The 16,037-nt window shown below is 61.2% G+C and carries 16 protein-coding genes; 9 read left to right on the top strand and 7 right to left on the bottom strand.

The genetic code is table 11. The features are described 5' to 3' along the window. Positions 1 to 19 precede the first annotated feature (19 nt). The 5 genes from KIH45_RS14605 to KIH45_RS14625 all read right to left on the bottom strand — a co-directional run bounded on the left by KIH45_RS14605 (position 20) and on the right by KIH45_RS14625 (position 3,532). Positions 20 to 1,003 (bottom strand): bifunctional DNA primase/polymerase, encoded by a 984-nt coding sequence (locus KIH45_RS14605; protein ID WP_213176782.1) that lies wholly within the window; start codon positions 1,001 to 1,003, stop codon positions 20 to 22. Beyond that, positions 966 to 1,310 carry a hypothetical protein gene (locus KIH45_RS14610; RefSeq protein ID WP_213176783.1) on the bottom strand — a complete coding sequence of 115 codons (345 nt, stop codon included), beginning with the start codon at positions 1,308 to 1,310 and terminating at the stop codon, positions 966 to 968. The genes KIH45_RS14605 and KIH45_RS14610 overlap by 38 nt, the downstream gene beginning before the upstream one ends. Positions 1,311 to 1,475: 165 nt before the next feature. After that, a complete protein-coding gene (locus KIH45_RS14615; protein ID WP_213176784.1) occupies positions 1,476 to 1,664 on the bottom strand; it encodes a helix-turn-helix transcriptional regulator in 189 nt (62 codons plus the stop codon). A gap of 85 nt (positions 1,665 to 1,749) precedes the next feature. Further along, positions 1,750 to 2,256 carry a hypothetical protein gene (locus KIH45_RS14620; protein ID WP_213176785.1) on the bottom strand — a complete coding sequence of 169 codons (507 nt, stop codon included), beginning with the start codon at positions 2,254 to 2,256 and terminating at the stop codon, positions 1,750 to 1,752. Continuing rightward, on the bottom strand, positions 2,249 to 3,532 hold the full coding sequence (locus KIH45_RS14625; RefSeq protein ID WP_213176786.1) for a tyrosine-type recombinase/integrase: 1,284 nt from the start codon (positions 3,530 to 3,532) through the stop codon (positions 2,249 to 2,251). Before KIH45_RS14625 ends, KIH45_RS14620 begins: the two co-directional genes overlap by 8 nt. A 369-nt stretch (positions 3,533 to 3,901) precedes the next feature. Between KIH45_RS14625 and KIH45_RS14630 the strand changes: the two genes are divergently transcribed. The 6 genes from KIH45_RS14630 (at position 3,902) to ribH (ending at position 11,151) form a co-directional block, all read left to right on the top strand. Continuing rightward, entirely contained in the window at positions 3,902 to 4,123 is a 222-nt protein-coding gene (locus KIH45_RS14630) for a hypothetical protein (RefSeq protein ID WP_213176787.1), read from the top strand. A 107-nt stretch (positions 4,124 to 4,230) separates the two neighbouring features. Next, positions 4,231 to 6,093 (top strand): cation:proton antiporter, encoded by a 1,863-nt coding sequence (locus KIH45_RS14635; protein ID WP_213176788.1) that lies wholly within the window; start codon positions 4,231 to 4,233, stop codon positions 6,091 to 6,093. After that, the gene (locus tag KIH45_RS14640; protein WP_213176789.1) at positions 6,090 to 6,731 is read left to right on the top strand and encodes an OmpA family protein; all 642 of its coding nucleotides are present in this window, start codon (positions 6,090 to 6,092) and stop codon (positions 6,729 to 6,731) included. Before KIH45_RS14635 ends, KIH45_RS14640 begins: the two co-directional genes overlap by 4 nt. Before the next feature lie 117 nt (positions 6,732 to 6,848). Next, a complete protein-coding gene (locus tag KIH45_RS19485; protein WP_213176790.1) occupies positions 6,849 to 9,143 on the top strand; it encodes an EAL domain-containing protein in 2,295 nt (764 codons plus the stop codon). Between the two features lie 279 nt (positions 9,144 to 9,422). After that, positions 9,423 to 10,712 carry a 3,4-dihydroxy-2-butanone-4-phosphate synthase gene (gene ribB / locus KIH45_RS14650; protein WP_213176791.1) on the top strand — a complete coding sequence of 430 codons (1,290 nt, stop codon included), beginning with the start codon at positions 9,423 to 9,425 and terminating at the stop codon, positions 10,710 to 10,712. 16 nt (positions 10,713 to 10,728) lie between these two features. Next, positions 10,729 to 11,151: a 6,7-dimethyl-8-ribityllumazine synthase gene (gene ribH / locus KIH45_RS14655; RefSeq protein ID WP_213176792.1), complete on the top strand. Its 423-nt coding sequence runs from the start codon at positions 10,729 to 10,731 to the stop codon at positions 11,149 to 11,151. Here the strand turns inward: ribH and KIH45_RS14660 are convergent. Both KIH45_RS14660 and eno read right to left on the bottom strand, forming a co-directional pair. After that, positions 11,148 to 13,043: a M13-type metalloendopeptidase gene (locus KIH45_RS14660; protein ID WP_213176793.1), complete on the bottom strand. Its 1,896-nt coding sequence runs from the start codon at positions 13,041 to 13,043 to the stop codon at positions 11,148 to 11,150. The genes ribH and KIH45_RS14660 overlap by 4 nt on opposite strands. A 124-nt stretch (positions 13,044 to 13,167) precedes the next feature. Next, positions 13,168 to 14,451 carry a phosphopyruvate hydratase gene (gene eno, locus KIH45_RS14665; protein ID WP_213176794.1) on the bottom strand — a complete coding sequence of 428 codons (1,284 nt, stop codon included), beginning with the start codon at positions 14,449 to 14,451 and terminating at the stop codon, positions 13,168 to 13,170. A gap of 191 nt (positions 14,452 to 14,642) precedes the next feature. On the opposite strand from eno, the gene KIH45_RS14670 reads away from it, so the two are divergent. From KIH45_RS14670 to KIH45_RS14680, 3 genes are read left to right on the top strand one after another with little or no spacing between them, the layout of a single operon-like run. Continuing rightward, complete coding sequence (locus KIH45_RS14670) at positions 14,643 to 15,203, top strand: hypothetical protein (RefSeq protein WP_225899957.1); 561 nt, start codon at positions 14,643 to 14,645, stop codon at positions 15,201 to 15,203. Positions 15,204 to 15,229: 26 nt separating this feature from the next. Beyond that, positions 15,230 to 15,622 carry a phage holin family protein gene (locus KIH45_RS14675; RefSeq protein ID WP_213176795.1) on the top strand — a complete coding sequence of 131 codons (393 nt, stop codon included), beginning with the start codon at positions 15,230 to 15,232 and terminating at the stop codon, positions 15,620 to 15,622. Beyond that, entirely contained in the window at positions 15,619 to 15,954 is a 336-nt protein-coding gene (locus KIH45_RS14680) for a hypothetical protein (protein ID WP_213176796.1), read from the top strand. Before KIH45_RS14675 ends, KIH45_RS14680 begins: the two co-directional genes overlap by 4 nt. Positions 15,955 to 16,037 lie beyond the last annotated feature (83 nt).

The following is a 16,037-nucleotide window of genomic DNA, read 5'->3' on the forward strand; positions in this document are numbered from 1 at the left end:
CACCAGCAGGAAGTCTGAATCACAACGCAGCCGAAATGGGAATCCCCCTCGAGTCAGTTCGTGTGGAAACCGCTCTAAACCGCCGCAGCGGCCACGGTTCGCCCGGCATGTGATTGGCCATTTCATTTGCGGCCACGAAGGTTTCGCGGTGTCCGTTCATGCGGCGCAGGTAGGCCAGAAGGGCGAATGCGTCGGGGTGCTGCACCATGCGGTCTATGTCATCGAAGGTCAGGACAAGGCGCTGCCCTGCCCCGAACCAGTTTTCACCCGCTTGGGTTTTCGTCCAGGCGCTTGCGACAACGCCTAGAACCTCGGTATCGGGCAGCGGTTCGATCATTCCCGAGTCATTGAATGATGACGCGAAGGTCATCAGGTCCTCGATGGTGCGGCTGTTCCGCGCCTCGGTCATACATGCCCGCCACAAGGCAACATTGCGCTGCCCCTTGCCGATCAGGTCGTCATTGATAGGTGCGACATTCTGACGCGGCAACGGCTTGCCGCGCATGACGGGAAGGTCCGCAAGGTCATCTAGCGAGCCTTGGATCAGCTCGTAGGCACCTTTCGCGCCGCGCGATGGCGGGGCCACCACGAACCCGTCGCCCAGAATGTCGATAGGCCGGGCAGGGTCGGGACGAACGGCCCGCCTTTCCCCGCCATGGCGATACCATGCTTGGAAGTTGCCGGACCCGCTGCGCACGATGATCGGGGTCGGCCCGAACTCGTCTATGGCATCGCGCAGTAGGCGTTCGTCCGGCGCGTCCACGTCCAGAACCGTGATGCGATTAGGACGGCAGGCGAAGCCGAAAGCATCATCGCCGGGGAACTTGCCCCTGAATTGCTCCGATGCTTTCAGCCCCGCTTTGAGATAACCTTTTACCGCCGGGCGCTTGTCACGAACCGGAAAGGTCGCGATGCCTGCCTCCGCATAACGCGGCTGCCATGTGGCAAAGAGCCCCGCCATGTTCTCATATCCCGTAGTCGGATTCGGGATCGCAGGGGTCATCGTCCACCGCCTTGTCGGAACAATCGTCCTCTTTAGGATCGTCGTCCTCGGCATCCTCATGGTCGCCGCCGGTGACATTGCGAATGCCCTTCATGGAAGGTGGCATCCTTTCCCATTCGATCCATGCGGTTTCGCGCGGATCGTCGTCCTCGGCTGGGTCGTCGTCCTCCCAGTCGGGGTCGCCGTCCAGCAGGTCTAGGGTGCCGATCATGGCTTGGTAGAGATTGCCGATTTCCTCGGTCATGCGCTCGAAAGACTGGCGCGATGCCAGCAGCGGCGCGATGTAGATTTCAGGTGCGTGTCGCATGGCGAAACCTCCCGAACTCGGGCAGGCCGATCAGCAGCGAAAGGCGCTGCCGCATGGCTGCATTTGCTTGGATTTTCGGGCGGTTTCGGGTATGGCTGGGGGTGTCCGCCGCAATGGACATTCCAGCCCTCGCGCCCTGCCCGGCGCGGGGGTTTTTCCTTTCCATCAGGCCGCCTCCCGCTCCGCGATGCGGGCTTTGATCCACCCGTCGATCTCATTGTCGGGCCAAGCATTGATGCGGCCGGAAAGCTTCACGGGGCGCGGAAATTCGCCGCGTTCGAGCAACTCGTAGATGTGGGAGCGGCTAAGGGCGGTGCGCTCCTTAACGGCATCAAGGCGGAGAAGTGTCGTCATGTCGTCCCTCGCTGTTTATTGGACGACATGATTAATTAGCGGCATCTAGCCGGGTGTCAGCAATATTGCAGTCTTGGTAATTCGGTTAGATGTCCTTTGCCCGATGCTTTTCGAGCAAGGTTTGAACGAAGTTCGCGCGCCATTCGGGGTCAGACCAGTCTCGGCGATGTTTTAGCCAAGTGAATATCTCTGCCCGACTCATTCCAGTTTCCTCTGTCGCTTGGGCAACAGCAGCCTCCTGTTTAATGTTCAGCGCAACTAGAGATTCGACAATTGCAGCGGCCCGATGACCGTTCAGGGCGCGATCATGCTTATTTATCGGCTTGCCACGCTTCGCGCGCGTCAATTTATAAGGAACACTTCCGTCACCATTCACGGCACCCGCCAAACCAATCAGGACAAGATGAAGGCCAGAAAGGAATGCCTCATCTTCTTGGGACATATTTTGTCGTGATTTCGCTATGTATCCGCCCAATATGGGCAGTGCATCCATGAGGTATTCTCCGACAAATTCCAAAGGCTCGTCCCCGTTCAACGCATACCAAGCCAGCCATTCCTTGCCGATGGATGGATCGCGTTTGCTTTCAGCCATGAAGCGCCACCACATTAGTCGTTTCAGTCCCGCGCACGATCCGGTCTAATTCGTTCGCCCATGCTTCCAGTGCGGCCCGCTTCTCGTCCTTCCAGTCGTGGCGCTGATAAACGCCAGCGATGCCGCCCCGCGCACCTGATACGTGATTCAGAACCGCCTCTGTGACCTCGTAGCGGACCCCTAGCCGTTGCAGGCCGGTCGCGACGGTTCGCCGTATATCATGCAAGGTCCAATGCGGCCCGTCCTCGCGTTCTAGGTTTTCGTCCAGCTTGGCCCGGAACCGCGCCTGCGCCTTGCTGAAACCGCTAGGGCCGCGATCAGCCTGCCCCGCCCTCGTCCGCGTCGGGAACAGCTTTCCGCTGCCCTCGACCTCGGGGATCGCCTCGACAATGGTTTTCGCCACGGCAGGCAGTGGGAGAATATGCACAACATCATTCTTTGCCCGGCCCGCCGGTATCGTCCATTCGGCGGCGTTCAGGTCGAACTCGTCACGATCCGCGCTGAAAACCTCGTCGCGGCGCGCGCCGGTCAGCATCAGCAACTTTAGGCCCGGTCCCCATGGGTTCGGTTCATCCTCGGCCACGCCCCACAAGGCTTTCAGTTCCGCCTCGGTCAGCACCCGGTCGCGCGCTTTCGGCTTCGGGGGTCGTCCTGCATCGCGGCACGGGTTCGCTTCCAGCTTGTCGAGCCTCGGCATAGCCCATGTATAAAAAGCCGATAGCTGCGCATGGACCGCGCGGGCCATCGTCGGGGCGGTCGTGGCGATGTTGTCGATCAGTTCGGTTATCTCGCCCCGCGTCACGGTATCAGCGAAGCGGTCGCCAAGTTCGGGCATGACATAGCCGTCCATGATGCGCTTGATCTCGCCATGCGATCGCAGGTCCCGTTTGCCGTCGAGATAAACGGGGATCAATTGGCGGAAGGTCCCGCCCTTGGCCCGTGCCCGCTTCGCAGGGGGCGGTGCGCCTTTCCCTGCCTCCAGGTCGTTCAGATAGGTCCGCGCCTTGCGCCGTGCCTCGGCCAGCCCGAACCGGGGGCCATAGGTCCCCAAGGTCAGGTTATGGACCTTCGCACCCTGCCGCTTGCGTAGGACAAAGGTTTTCGTGCCCTTGCTTGATACCCGGACCCGCAAGCCCTGCACCTTGTCGTCGGGAACCTCGATCCGGCCCGTCTCGGGTGCCTTGATCGCTTTCACGCGCGTGTCGGTCAGTGTAATGTTACCCACGATGTTACCTGCCTCGCAGAAATGCCCGCCAACGGTCAGCGGGTCATGCAAAGTGTTACCCCGGGTAACAGAATCGTGCAAATACTATCGGATAGCGCCGGATGATGCCGGACCATCTATCATTGAAATACAACGCTTTATGGATGCAATCGGACCCCGCCGGATGCTCCGTCCTATAACTCTTAATCAGCGGGTCCTAGGTTCGAGCCCTAGTGCGTCCACCATTTTTTCAACATTCATCGATGTTTAGCCCGGTTTCTTGCCTCGTCGGCAGAATGCCTCGTTGCATCCGCAGCTGCTCTCGCCGCCAATGATACGAAAGTATCAATGCGGGTGCGAACGATGTTCGCCGGACTCCTCGCAGGTTAGCGCATGCTGCGTTGCACACAGAGCCTGCGAAGAGAATACGACGTGAAGATCATGACCCCGAGCACCTATGAAACCATCATTGCCGCGCTCGGCGATTCGATCGTCTACCTTCTGGAACAGAACAGCCTCCCCGCCGAAGCAACCGATGCGCGCGAAAAGGTCGAGGCGATGTTTCAGACGCTTGCCACTTTCATGGGACGCGAGGGGCACGACGATCTTGAAGGCTTGCTTCAGCATTATGCCTTCATGACTTCGGGCTCCACATCGCACTGATCTTCAATTTGGTCGGGAACTCTAAGGGGTCTCGTCATTTACCTTGGGCACAGGCCCCGCAGGCGCGATTGCACCTTGGGCCGCCGCGTGGCAGCATCTGAGGGGTAATGGAAGAACAGGCTCTCGTAATCGCGCTGGTCGGCGTGCTCGGCATCGGCGCTCAATGGATTGCCTGGCGGACCGGTTGGCCGGCCATCGTGCTGATGCTCGTCGCAGGCTTTGCCGCTGGTCCCATCACCGGGATCATGGATCCCCATCACGCATTCGGCGAACTGCTCGAACCGATGATCTCCATCGGCGTTGCAATCATCCTGTTCGAAGGCGGGCTCAGTCTCGATTTCCGGGAATTACGCAAGACGGGCAGCGCGGTCTGGCGTCTCGTCATATTCGGCGTGCCGATCGCCTGGTTCGCAGGGTCACTGGCCTGCTACTATATCGCAGGTCTGGTCTGGCCGGTCTCCATCCTGTTTGCAGGCATCCTCGTCGTCACGGGCCCGACCGTGATCTTGCCGCTCTTACGCCAGTCCAGCGTTGCGCAGCGGCCTGCCGCGATCCTCAAGTGGGAAGCGATCGTCAACGACCCCTTCGGCGCGATGTGCGCCGTCATCGCCTATGAATATTTCCGCGCATCGGCCAACGGTGCAGGCCTTGCCGAAGTCCTGCCGCAGATGGCCTTTGCAACGATTGCCGCCGCCGTCCTTGGCTATGCAGCGGCCTGGATGATCGCGTGGAGCTTTCCGCGCGGGTTCGTGCCGGAATTCCTGAAAGCGCCGGTCCTGCTCGTCACGGTGATCGGGCTGTTCGTCATTTCGAACTCGATCCAGCAGGAAACCGGCCTCGTCGCCGTTACGCTGATGGGCATCGCGCTGGCCAACATGAACGTCGATTCCCTGCGCGACATTCACCCGTTCAAACAGAACATCGCGGTGATGCTGGTTTCCGGCATCTTCATCCTGCTTTCGGCCTCACTCAACTTTGACACGCTACGCGCGCTGGAATGGCAGTTCACGCTGTTCCTCATCGCCATCCTCTTTGTCGTGCGCCCGCTTACGGTCCTGCTCAGCCTCGCGTTCAGCTCGATCCCGTGGAAAGAGCGTATCTTCGTCGCCTGGATCGCGCCGCGCGGTATCGTTGCGGTCGCCATTTCCGGCCTGTTCGCATTGCGCCTGTCAGACCTTGGCTATGGTGACGGTACGATCCTGATCAGCCTGTCCTTTGCCGTCTGCGTCGTCACCATCGTCGCGCATGGCTTTACCATTGCGCCCGTATCGCGGTGGCTGGGACTGACCGGCTCAACCACGCCCGGCATTCTTCTTGTCGGCGCAACGCCGTGGTCCATCGCGCTGGCCCGGGAATTGAAGCAGATGGAAGTACCGGTGACGATTGCCGACACCAGCTGGTGGCGCCTGTCGGGTGCGCGTCAGCAGGGTTTGCCCACATATCACGGCGAAATCCTTGCCGAAGCGACCGAACATTCACTCGATCTTTCGCAATTCCAGACGCTTGTCGCCGCGACCGAGAACGAGGCTTACAACGCGCTCGTCTGTAACGAATTTGCGCCCGAAATCGGCCGCGATGCGGTTTATCAGCTGGGCGAAGCCGGTCACCACGACGATCCGCGTTCGTTGCCGCCCTCAATCCGCGGCCGCGCGCTGTTCCAGTCGGGCGTCGACATGAACGAAATGCACCGCCGCCAACAGGCTGGCTGGGAATTCCGCAAGACGCGCCTGTCCGAACAATTCGATTTCGAAGCCGCCCGCGCCGCCCTTCCCGATGAGGCGGACTTCCTGATGGTCGTGAAGGCCAGCGGCGCGCTGCGCTTCTTCACCCACGCCGCACGGCCCAGCCCCGTCGCAGGCGACTACGTCGTATCCTATTCCCCACCTGAAGAGCCGGACATGCAACGTGTCCAGGCCCGCAAGGAGAAGAAGGCACGCGGCCAATCCAAGGCAGAGGCAAAACCGGCATGAAAACAACAGCGAACCTGATGAAAGATGCTGGCAAACTGGCTCTGGTCGTGGCGGTACCGGCCCTGTTTCTCGCGGGGTGCAACCGGGCTGAAGAGCCAGAGCCTGAACCCGAACCGACCGAAACGCCCTCACCCGAAGCGAGCGAGAGCCCGATCTCTATCCTGAGGGAAACGCCGAACCCGATTGTCGAGGATCTGCTGCCGACAGAACCGTTCGAACAGACCGTGCCTTTTGCCGAAGGCGGCTTTGACTTGTCCGAAGAGGCGCAGGAAGCCATCCAGACTGTCCTTGAATCCGAACAGTACAAGCTTGGCGGCGCGATCCTGATTTGGGGCCATACCGACAGTTCAGGGCACGACGAAGCCAATCTTCGCGCCTCCAAACGCCGGGCCGAGGCGGTTGCCGAAGTCCTCGAGGAAGCTGGCACGGACCCAGATCGCATCAAGATCATCCCGATGGGCGAGATGCTGGCGATCGCTCCCAATGCCAAGCTCGACGGCACGCCTGACGAAGAAGGCCGCGCCAAGAACCGCCGTGTCGAAATCTCCGTCGCCGCCCCGGCAGCAGACGATGCCGATGATGATGATGCCGCTACGGAAGTTAAGAGCGAAGCGGCCGTAGAGCCGGCGTCGAGCTGAAATCGCGGCCCGGAACAGTCTAAGCGCGGCGTTAACCATTTAACGGGCATTGCTACGAGGAGGCTCCTCGTAAGTTTTGCAGCGAAAAGTTAACCACTTCCCGTTACATCTACGCGCGTGAAGTTCGGGCTCCGCCTTTTTTCCGCGCGCCGCGCCTCCTCGCAGGAGCTTGTACGCCTGTACCAGCTCGCCGCGAGCGCGCTTGCCGCGTTCGTGCTCGGCTTCGCTGCCCTGAACCTGTTGATCGACCACGCGCCGCGTTGGTTCGGTGCGGCCTTGATGGCGCAGCCACTCTCGGGACAGATCGTTTTGATCGACACCGGAAGCGGGCAAAATTTCACGGATGAATCGATTGCCGAGCGACAGGCACAAGCGGTGCGGATCGCCTCGAATGCTGGTGCCGATGCGATTTTTATCGAAGGACGGTTCGTCGAATCCGACCCAGGTATTCCCGACCTCGCCAAATCGATCGCCGCTGCATCCGCACCGGTGACCATTGGCTGGCCTCTTGCCTATACGGCGGATGAAAACTCCATCGGCGTCCGTGTCGATCGCCGGGCTTCGTTTCCTGCGGTTCATGAAACCGCCCAGGCAAATCGTGTCTTGATGACTGGCTTCGTCCGCGAGGGAGAGTCACCGATCACGGTCGCTGACAAGCGGTGGAAGTCTTTTAGTGCCGCGATCGCCGGGGTGGACTACATCCCCGGCGTATTCCCGATCGATTATCGTCATCGCGCATCGGATCTGAAAGTCTATTCAGTCGATGACTTTTCCGGCCGATCTGCTTTGTCGGCACAATTGCGCGGCAAGAGGGTGGTGATCGCTTCTATCACCTCTTTGGAACGCACGGCCCTTGTCCCGAAAGACTGGCGCGTTCCGCTGATTTTCGTCGATCTGATCGCCGCAGAAACGCTGATCAACGGCGTTCCTTTTCGCGTTCCAACGGAAATCGCCTTCTTTTTCGCGATAATCATGCTTTATATCGCGGCCTTGTTGCCGCGTGGGCTGAGGCGCAAGACATACGCCGCGACGACAGGCCTCATGATCGCGATTCCACTTTTTGTCGCGCCTTTCGGACCGATCATCAATTCCGGCTCAGGCCTTTGCGTCATTTTGGTCTACGGCGCCCTGCGTCTACGCTCCAGCATGCGTGAGCGTGCGGCAGGTGTCGAACGCCTTTCCGGTCTTCCCAATTTCCACTCGCTCGAGGATGATTTCGCTGCCTCCAAGGGACGCCTGATCATCGCCAAAGTCGAGAACTACGAGGAAATCCTCGCCAGCCTTGAAACTGCGCACCATGCCGACTTTGTAAAGCAGATCGCATCGCGACTTGCGGTTGGCGGAACGACACAGATCTACACCGATACCACGGGCCACTTTGCGTGGTTCGATGAACTGGAACACGCAAAGAGCCACGTCGCAGGGTTGCTCGCCCTTACCAGCGCGCCGATCGTGACGGGTGATCGCACGCTGGACTTCAACTGTGCGTTCGGTCTCCTCGACTGCACGATTGAAAAGCCGCGCCAGGCAATCAGCGCCACGATCGTCGCGGCCGATCGTGCTGCCTCGCGCCCCACGCACATTTCCTATGTTAGCGAACAGGAAGGCTTCGACGCCAATTGGCAGCTCTCGCTCCTTGCCTCGCTTGGTGACGCCATTGAGCGCGAGCAGATCTATCTCGCCTTTCAGCCCCAGTGTCGCCTGTCGGACGAACGTATCGTAGGCGTAGAGGCGCTGGTCCGCTGGCGTCATCCCGAACGCGGGGTTATCAGCCCGTCGCAGTTCATCCCGCAGATCGAACGAGCTGGTCGTCTCAAGCCGCTGACGGCACATACCTTGCGTCTTGCTGCACGTGCTGCCGACAGGATTATCTCCACCGGCATCCGCGTCAGTGTGAATGTCTCCGCGACGCTCGTGGCAGACGATGATTTCGTGACGTTCGCGCACGAGAACATCCTTGCAGGCGGCGGCCGGCCATCATCCATCACGATCGAAATTACCGAAACGGCCCGTACACCCGACATCGAAAGGGCGGCCCGCAATCTCGAGAAGCTGCGCTCGATCGGGTATCATATCGCACTCGACGATTTCGGTACAGGCGAAGCAAACCTCTCGCTTCTGGTCGCCCTGCCCTGTGACGAGGTCAAGATTGACCGCAGCTTCGTCGTCCTTTCCCAGCATAGCGACCGGGCGCGCATGGTTATAGGTGCGCTGGAGAAAACGACCAGCATGGCCGACATGCGTCTTGTCGTTGAAGGGATCGAGACCGAGGAAGATCGCAGCACGATGCTCGAGCTCGGATGCGAGATCGGGCAAGGGTATTTGCTGGGCAAACCCCAGTTGTTGACACAGTTCATCCAGATGCTTGGAAAGCAGGCCGTAGAAGAGCCTCGAAAATTAACCCTTTATTAACCTTAAAAAATGTGGTTAACGTGTAAGCCTCAAGAACGGAGGCCAAACACATGTGGGACTGGGCATTGAACTGGTTCGAACGCTGGGTCTGAGGATCCACGAACCGAATTAACAAAGGCCTCGCCTAACGGCGGGGCCTTTTTCGTTGAGGCATTCAAGCTCTGGAAATCCTGCATTTCTGCGGCTTTGCGGCCTGATCCCATTGGCCTATCCACCTATCGATCACATCCCAATGTGATCTGATTTGCCAAGCACATTATAATGTGCGAAGTGCCCCGCATGCAGACCACAACCACCCCGACTCAAGAGCGAATCAGGGCCCTCGTTGCACAGGGCACGATGTCGCGTTCCGCCATTGCACGCGCAGCAGGCCTCCATCCCAACTCACTACGGGATTGTACGGAGGTCAGCTGGAACCCCACGTCCGAGACACTAGCCAAGCTCGATGCGTTCCTGCGCGACAACGACGATCGCCCCGTCCTCGCGACGCCGGAAGAGATAATCGACGAAGCGCGCAATGGCCGGATGTTCATCCTGGTCGATGACGAGGACCGCGAGAACGAAGGCGACCTGGTCATCCCGGCCCAGATGGCGACGCCGTCGGCGATCAACTTCATGGCAACGCACGGCCGCGGCCTGATCTGCCTCGCGCTCGGCAAGGCGCGGGTCGAGGATCTCGGCCTCGAACTGATGAGCCGCAACAACCGCACGCGGCACGAAACGGCTTTCACCACCTCGATCGAGGCACGTGAAGGCGTCACCACCGGCATCAGTGCCGGCGACCGTGCCCGCACGATCAGCGTGGCGATCGATTCCTCCAAGGGCGCGGACGACATCGTTACACCCGGCCACGTTTTCCCGCTCGTCGCCCGTAATGGCGGCGTGCTGGTCCGCGCCGGTCATACCGAGGCGGCGGTCGATATCTCGCGCCTTGCCGGTCTCAATCCGTCGGGCGTGATCTGCGAGATCATGAATGACGATGGCACGATGGCCCGCATGGATGACCTGATCACGTTCGCGCGTCGTCACGAGCTCAAGATCGGTACGATCCGCGATCTTATCGCCTATCGCCGCAAGCACGACCATATCGTCGAACTGCGTTCCGAAACCCGTTTCGAGAGCCAGTACGGTGGTACCTGGACGGCGCGGGCCTATTACAACACCGCGACGGGTGACGAGACGTTGGCGCTTTCGCTCGGCCACATCGGCCCTGAAAAGCCGACGCTGGTTCGGATGCACACGCTCGACATCTTCAGCGACACGTTGGGCGAAGAAGGTCCGCGCTCTGGCCTCATGGCGCGTGCCATGAAGCAGATCGCAGAGGAAGGCGCCGGTGTCGTCGTTATCATCAACCGCCATCGCAAGCGGCTCTGGTCGACCGTCCTCGATCTTCATTCGGGGGCAAAGTCCGCGCCCGACATGGACGAACTGCGCGACTACGGCGTAGGGGCGCAGGTCCTTACCGAACTGGGTGTGCATGAAATGATCCTGCTCACCAACACGCATCACTCGCTCGTCGCGCTGGAAGGTTACGGCCTTTCGATCGCCGGCGAACGTCCGATCGACTGATCCAACGGAGACCGACATGGCCCGCTTTCTCATCGTGGAAGCCCGCTTCTACGATCATCTCAACGATATGCTCGTGTCCGGTGCCCGCGCGGCGCTGGAGGCCGAGGGGCACTCCGTCGACGTCCTGACCGTTCCGGGCGCTCTCGAACTGCCGGGCGCGATCGCGCTGGCTTCGGAAAGCGGCCAGTATGACGGTTATGTCGCCATTGGCGTCGTGATCCGGGGCGAGACCTATCACTTCGAGATCGTCGCAGGCGAAAGCGCGCGCGGTATCCTGGCGCTGACCATGGACGGCGTTGCCATCGGTAACGGCATCCTGACTGTCGAGAACGAGGCACAGGCGCTTGTCCGTGCCGATCCGACGCAGAAGGACAAGGGCGGCGAAGCGGCGAAGGCCGCCCTCGCCCTGCTCGACCTGCAGTCGCGGTTCGTGGCTTAAAAGGCGGTCAGCCGGTCTTCGGCTGACTGGTACATCCGCGCCCCCGGCTGCACGTCGAAGGCGCGGTACCAGGCATCGATATTGTCGACCAGATTTGCCCGGGCCTGCAGGGCATCCTGCGCCCGGCGCCGATCGAGGCTGCTGCCTTCGGGATACTTGGTGCCCCACATCTGCGCCCAGGCGATGAAGAACCGCTGGTCGCCGGTGAACCCCTCAATCACGGCAGGCTCTTTCCCGCCGAGCGAGCGGCGATAGGCGCCGAATGCAGCCTGCAAACCTGCAAGATCGGCTGATGCCTTGGCCTCACCTCTCGGCAGGTCCAGCACTCGCGCCATTTCGCGCCCGATGATCGAACCAATGCCGCCAAAGTTGGCTGCCGCGTCAGACGTCGCGTTGTAGATCGGGGGCTGGATGAACGCCGCGCTGATCTGGATCGACGATTGTTGCGGCAGCGTCAGCACGCTGGCCTCGTGTGGGGCAAGCCACCATTCGCCCGCCTTGGCGGCGGTTCCGGTACGCGAGGCCTGTTGAAGATAGAGCGCGCGGTCTGCTTCCTGCGCAATGGCGTAAGCGCCATCGAGTTCGAGTTCGCGCCGCTTTACGGGCGTGATCGTCTCTGGATGGCCGACCGAGACACGAACTGCCTCCAACCTTTGCAGCAGAACTTCGCTGGTCGCTTCGTCGATCCCATCGCTGTCGCGGACCGCCTGTGCCAGCGCGCCGCGCACGGCCTCTGCGATCTGCTGCACGTCCTTGACCTGCGCTTCATCGACATAACGCTCGACGTAAAGCCGCCCGAGAACGTCGGGATAGAGCGCCGAGGCCCGCGCCACGGCCTCGCTCTCACGCGAAGGGCGCCCGCGAATGCCGCGCAGGTCACGCTCGTAGAACTGGAATTGCGCGTCGGACACGGCCTTGGGCAGCAACCCTGCCTGACGGTTCAGCCGGTGGAACAGCAGCCAGTCGCGCCAGACCTCGATCGGCTCCGAGACCACCAGCGCCGAGGCTGCCTGCACCGCCCCTGACGGCTGCACCGCGATCTGCGCTGCCTTGTTCAGTCCGGCCCCGGCAAGGAAAGCGTCCCAGTCCATGCCCGGCGCCTGGCTGGTCAGATCGTCGCGGCTCCACGTTACGGTATCGGATGCACCGATTTGCGTTGCTGCGAGCTTACGCTCCAGCTCCACGACTTCGCGGGCCCGCGACGCCGCACCGTTGAGCCCTGCCCAGCCGAGTACCCGCGCGACATAGATGCGGTAGGACGCGCGAGTTCGCGAGGAATCGTAGTCGTCCACCTGAGGCAGGCCGAGGCCGCCAGCGAAAAGGTATGGGATTTGCGTTTGCCCATCGGGCCCCGCCATGACGGCGACCGAGAACAGCCCGTCACTGCGCTCGTCCTTGGCGAGCAGCGGGTTCGCATCGCTGCGTACGTTCTCTCCAATCGCGCGAGCAAGATCTTCAGGCGTTTCGATATCGGCAAAGCGGGCAACGTCGTCGGCCACGATGTCACGCCCTGCCCGTTCGATGCCGGCGCGGTTCATGAAAGCGCGGTAGAACTCGCGAAGCTGAGCCTCACCGCTGCCATTGGGCTGCGGGCTGTTGGCCAGTTCCTGAAGGATGGCGAGCAGCCGCGTTTCGAGCAGGCTTGCCGCCGCATCGCGCCTGCTGGCGTAGGGCTGGTCCTCGGGCACTTCGGCATATTGCAGCCATCCGCCGTTGGCATAGAGGTAGAAGTCGTCGCCGGGCGGGATCGCCTTGTCCATCGCCTCGACATCGATGCCCACACCAGTGCCCTGCGTCGCGACATAGCCGCTGTCGTCAGATGACGAGCACGCGGCCAGCACCCCGAACGACACCGCCATCAGGGCGGAAGCAGCTAGGATTGCGTGGCGCAAGGCGGGACCCGACTTTCATTATGGCAAAAACGTGGCAAGGGCCCTTTTACGGAACCTTGCCACGCTTCGCAAATATCTGAACGCGCCGGATTTAGACGCGTTTCATTCTGAACGTGTGCTGGCCTCAGGCCAGACGACCGAATGCGCTGGACCCTGCATAGAAGGCCGATGCGCCCAGCTCTTCCTCGATGCGGATCAGCTGGTTGTACTTGGCAAGCCGGTCCGAACGCGCAAGCGAGCCGGTCTTGATCTGGCCGCAGTTGGTGGCGACGGCGAGGTCGGCGATCGTGCTGTCTTCGGTTTCACCCGAACGGTGCGACATGACGGCGGTGTAGCCATTGCGCTGTGCGATCGAGACCGCCTCCAGCGTTTCGGTCAGCGTGCCGATCTGGTTGACCTTGACCAGCAGCGAATTCGCAAGGCCATCGCCAATGCCCATGTTCAGGCGCTTGGGGTTGGTGACGAACAGGTCGTCGCCAACCAGCTGGACCTTGTCGCCGATCTTGTCGGTCAGCGCCTTCCAGCCGTCGAAGTCGTCTTCGGCCATGCCGTCCTCGATCGACTTGATCGGGTAGTTGGCGCACAGGTCTGCCAAGTAGTCGGCCATTTCCTCACCGGTCAGCGAAAGCCCCTCGCCCGCGATGTCATAGCGGCCATCGGCAAAGAACTCGGTGCTGGCGCAGTCGAGTGCGAGCGCGATGTCGTCACCGGGCTTGAAGCCGGCCTTTTCGATCGACTGCATGATGAAGTCGAGCGCGTCGCGCGTGCTGGCAAGGTTCGGGGCAAAGCCGCCTTCATCGCCTACTGCGGTCGACAGGCCCTTGTCCGAAAGGCCCTTCTTCAGTGTGTGGAAGATTTCCGCGCCCCAGCGGACCGCGTCGGCCAGCGATTCGGCGCCGACCGGCATGACCATGAATTCCTGGAAATCGATCGGGTTGTCGGCATGTTCGCCGCCATTGATGATGTTCATCATCGGTACGGGAAGGACATGGGCCGAAACGCCGCCGATATAGCTGTAAAGCGGCAGGCCGCGCGCAGCTGCCGCAGCCTTGGCGACGGCCATCGACGTGCCGAGGATCGCATTCGCGCCGAGGCGGGCCTTGTTCTCGGTCCCGTCGAGAGCGATCATGGCAAGGTCGATGTCGCGCTGGTCTTCGGCGTCGAGGCCCAGAAGTACCTCGGAAATCTCGTCATTCACGGCGTCGACGGCCTTGAGTACGCCCTTGCCCATGTAGCGGGTCTTGTCGCCGTCGCGCAGTTCGACGGCTTCGTGCGCGCCGGTCGATGCGCCCGAGGGAACGGCTGCGCGGCCCATCGAGCCGTCTTCGAGCAGGACGTCCACTTCCACCGTCGGATTGCCGCGGGAATCGAGGATTTCGCGGCCATGGATGTCGATGATGGCGGTCATGTTCGGGCACCTTCCTGACTTGATAGAGACGGCACGCGCATCGCGCGCCTGCATGTGATACGCTCGCAGCCGATAGATGGCGGAACAATCGCTGGCAACACTCGTTGGTCAGGTAAACGGGGGAGCCGCACGGCTGCCCGCCACATATCATGAAGGGGCCGCCCGATACTCGGGTGGATTAAGGAAGAAAGATGGAAACGATGGCCGAACCGATCGAACCCACCACGCCGGAAACGCCGGTGAATTCGAACCGCGCCGAAGCCAAGAGCCGCTTTTCGAAGGCGCTCGACGAGGCAAAGGCCGGTGCTGCTGCTCTCAAGGCCGAAGCCGTGGAAAAGGCTGACGCTTTCAAGGCAGACGCCAAGGAAAAGGCTGACGGCTACAAGGGCCGCGCTGGTGAAAAGGGCGAACAGCTGAAGGGCGACGCTGCTGCTTATGGCGAGCAGGCGAAGGCCAAGGCGACCGAACTCGCACTCGAGACCAAGGCGAAGACGAGCGAGGCGATGGTTTCGCTGGGCCGTTTCGCGACCGACAATGCCGGCACGATCGATGAAAAGCTCGGCGTGAAGTATGGCGACTATGCCCGTTCGGCTGCACGCAGCCTGGAAAACGGCGCTGCCAAGCTGGACGCCAAGAGCCTTCCCGAACTGGGCGAAGACGCACGCGAAGTCGTTCGCAAGAGCCCGGGCACGGCAGTCGCCGTTGCGGTTGGTGCAGGCTTCCTGCTCGCACGCCTTTTCCGCTCCAAGTAAGTTCCTGACAGGAACGGAAGGGGGCAATGCTGGATAGCACCCGCTACGAGTCCGACGCCTCGGACAGTGCGGACCTGGCGACCGAAAGGTCGCTGGCCGAAGACATCAAGGCGCTCGTCAGTGACGGGCGCCTTCTTGCCGAGGCAGAGATCGACTTTCACAAGAAGCGCGCCATCTACGGCGCGAACGAGGGCAAAAACGTTGCCATATCGTTCGCGATCGCGGGCGTGCTGGCGTTTTTCGCGGTCATGGGTTTGGTTTTCGGCCTGATCCTCGCGCTTGGGCAGATCATCACTTACTGGGGCTCGACCGCAGTCGTTGTCGGCGCGCTCTTGCTGGTTGCGCTGATCTTCGTGTCGAAAGGCAAATCTCGCCTGAACCGCATGAAAGCCGTGCTGAGCACAGAGGAAGAGGCATGACCGAGGCCGAAGTTATCGAGGCCAAGCGCCTTCGCAACACCGCGCGCGGTGTTTTCGATACGCAGAAAGATCTCGTTCGCGCCGATCTGGATGCCGCTTCACTGGGCAAACGCGTCGCCACGCGCATCAGCGAGGATGGACGTTACTTGGCCGAAGAAGCCGCCGATGCCGCCAATCGCAACAAGGCTCTTACCGGTCTTGGCGCGCTGGCCGTGACCGCGCTGCTGTTCCGCAAACCGCTGATGGCGTTTGCAGGCAGCATTTTCGGCAGCGAACAGGCTGAAGACGAAAGTGAAACTGCACCGGAAGCGGAAAAAGAAGGCGCAGAATAGGCGAAGGCCCTTCCCCCTCGGAACCACAGGCCTTTCGCTGCATTGATTTTGCAAAGGCCTGTTCTTTTCGCGGGCGCAAACAA

This window comes from Croceicoccus gelatinilyticus (genome assembly GCF_018398395.1).
GTDB lineage: Bacteria > Pseudomonadota > Alphaproteobacteria > Sphingomonadales > Sphingomonadaceae > Croceicoccus > Croceicoccus gelatinilyticus.

What these genes read in the sequence shown, in the direction of transcription:
- KIH45_RS14670 (WP_225899957.1), top strand. Translation starts at nt 14,643, where the DNA reads ATGGAAACGATGGCCGAACCGATCGAACCCACCACGCCGGAAACGCCG.
- ribB (WP_213176791.1), top strand. Translation starts at nt 9,423, where the DNA reads ATGCAGACCACAACCACCCCGACTCAAGAGCGAATCAGGGCCCTCGTT.
- ribH (WP_213176792.1), top strand. Translation starts at nt 10,729, where the DNA reads ATGGCCCGCTTTCTCATCGTGGAAGCCCGCTTCTACGATCATCTCAAC.
- KIH45_RS14680 (WP_213176796.1), top strand. Translation starts at nt 15,619, where the DNA reads ATGACCGAGGCCGAAGTTATCGAGGCCAAGCGCCTTCGCAACACCGCG.
- KIH45_RS14640 (WP_213176789.1), top strand. Translation starts at nt 6,090, where the DNA reads ATGAAAACAACAGCGAACCTGATGAAAGATGCTGGCAAACTGGCTCTG.
- KIH45_RS14615 (WP_213176784.1), bottom strand. Translation starts at nt 1,664, where the DNA reads ATGACGACACTTCTCCGCCTTGATGCCGTTAAGGAGCGCACCGCCCTT.
- KIH45_RS14675 (WP_213176795.1), top strand. Translation starts at nt 15,230, where the DNA reads ATGCTGGATAGCACCCGCTACGAGTCCGACGCCTCGGACAGTGCGGAC.
- KIH45_RS14610 (WP_213176783.1), bottom strand. Translation starts at nt 1,310, where the DNA reads ATGCGACACGCACCTGAAATCTACATCGCGCCGCTGCTGGCATCGCGC.
- KIH45_RS14605 (WP_213176782.1), bottom strand. Translation starts at nt 1,003, where the DNA reads ATGACCCCTGCGATCCCGAATCCGACTACGGGATATGAGAACATGGCG.
- KIH45_RS14620 (WP_213176785.1), bottom strand. Translation starts at nt 2,256, where the DNA reads ATGGCTGAAAGCAAACGCGATCCATCCATCGGCAAGGAATGGCTGGCT.
- KIH45_RS14630 (WP_213176787.1), top strand. Translation starts at nt 3,902, where the DNA reads ATGACCCCGAGCACCTATGAAACCATCATTGCCGCGCTCGGCGATTCG.
- KIH45_RS14635 (WP_213176788.1), top strand. Translation starts at nt 4,231, where the DNA reads ATGGAAGAACAGGCTCTCGTAATCGCGCTGGTCGGCGTGCTCGGCATC.
- eno (WP_213176794.1), bottom strand. Translation starts at nt 14,451, where the DNA reads ATGACCGCCATCATCGACATCCATGGCCGCGAAATCCTCGATTCCCGC.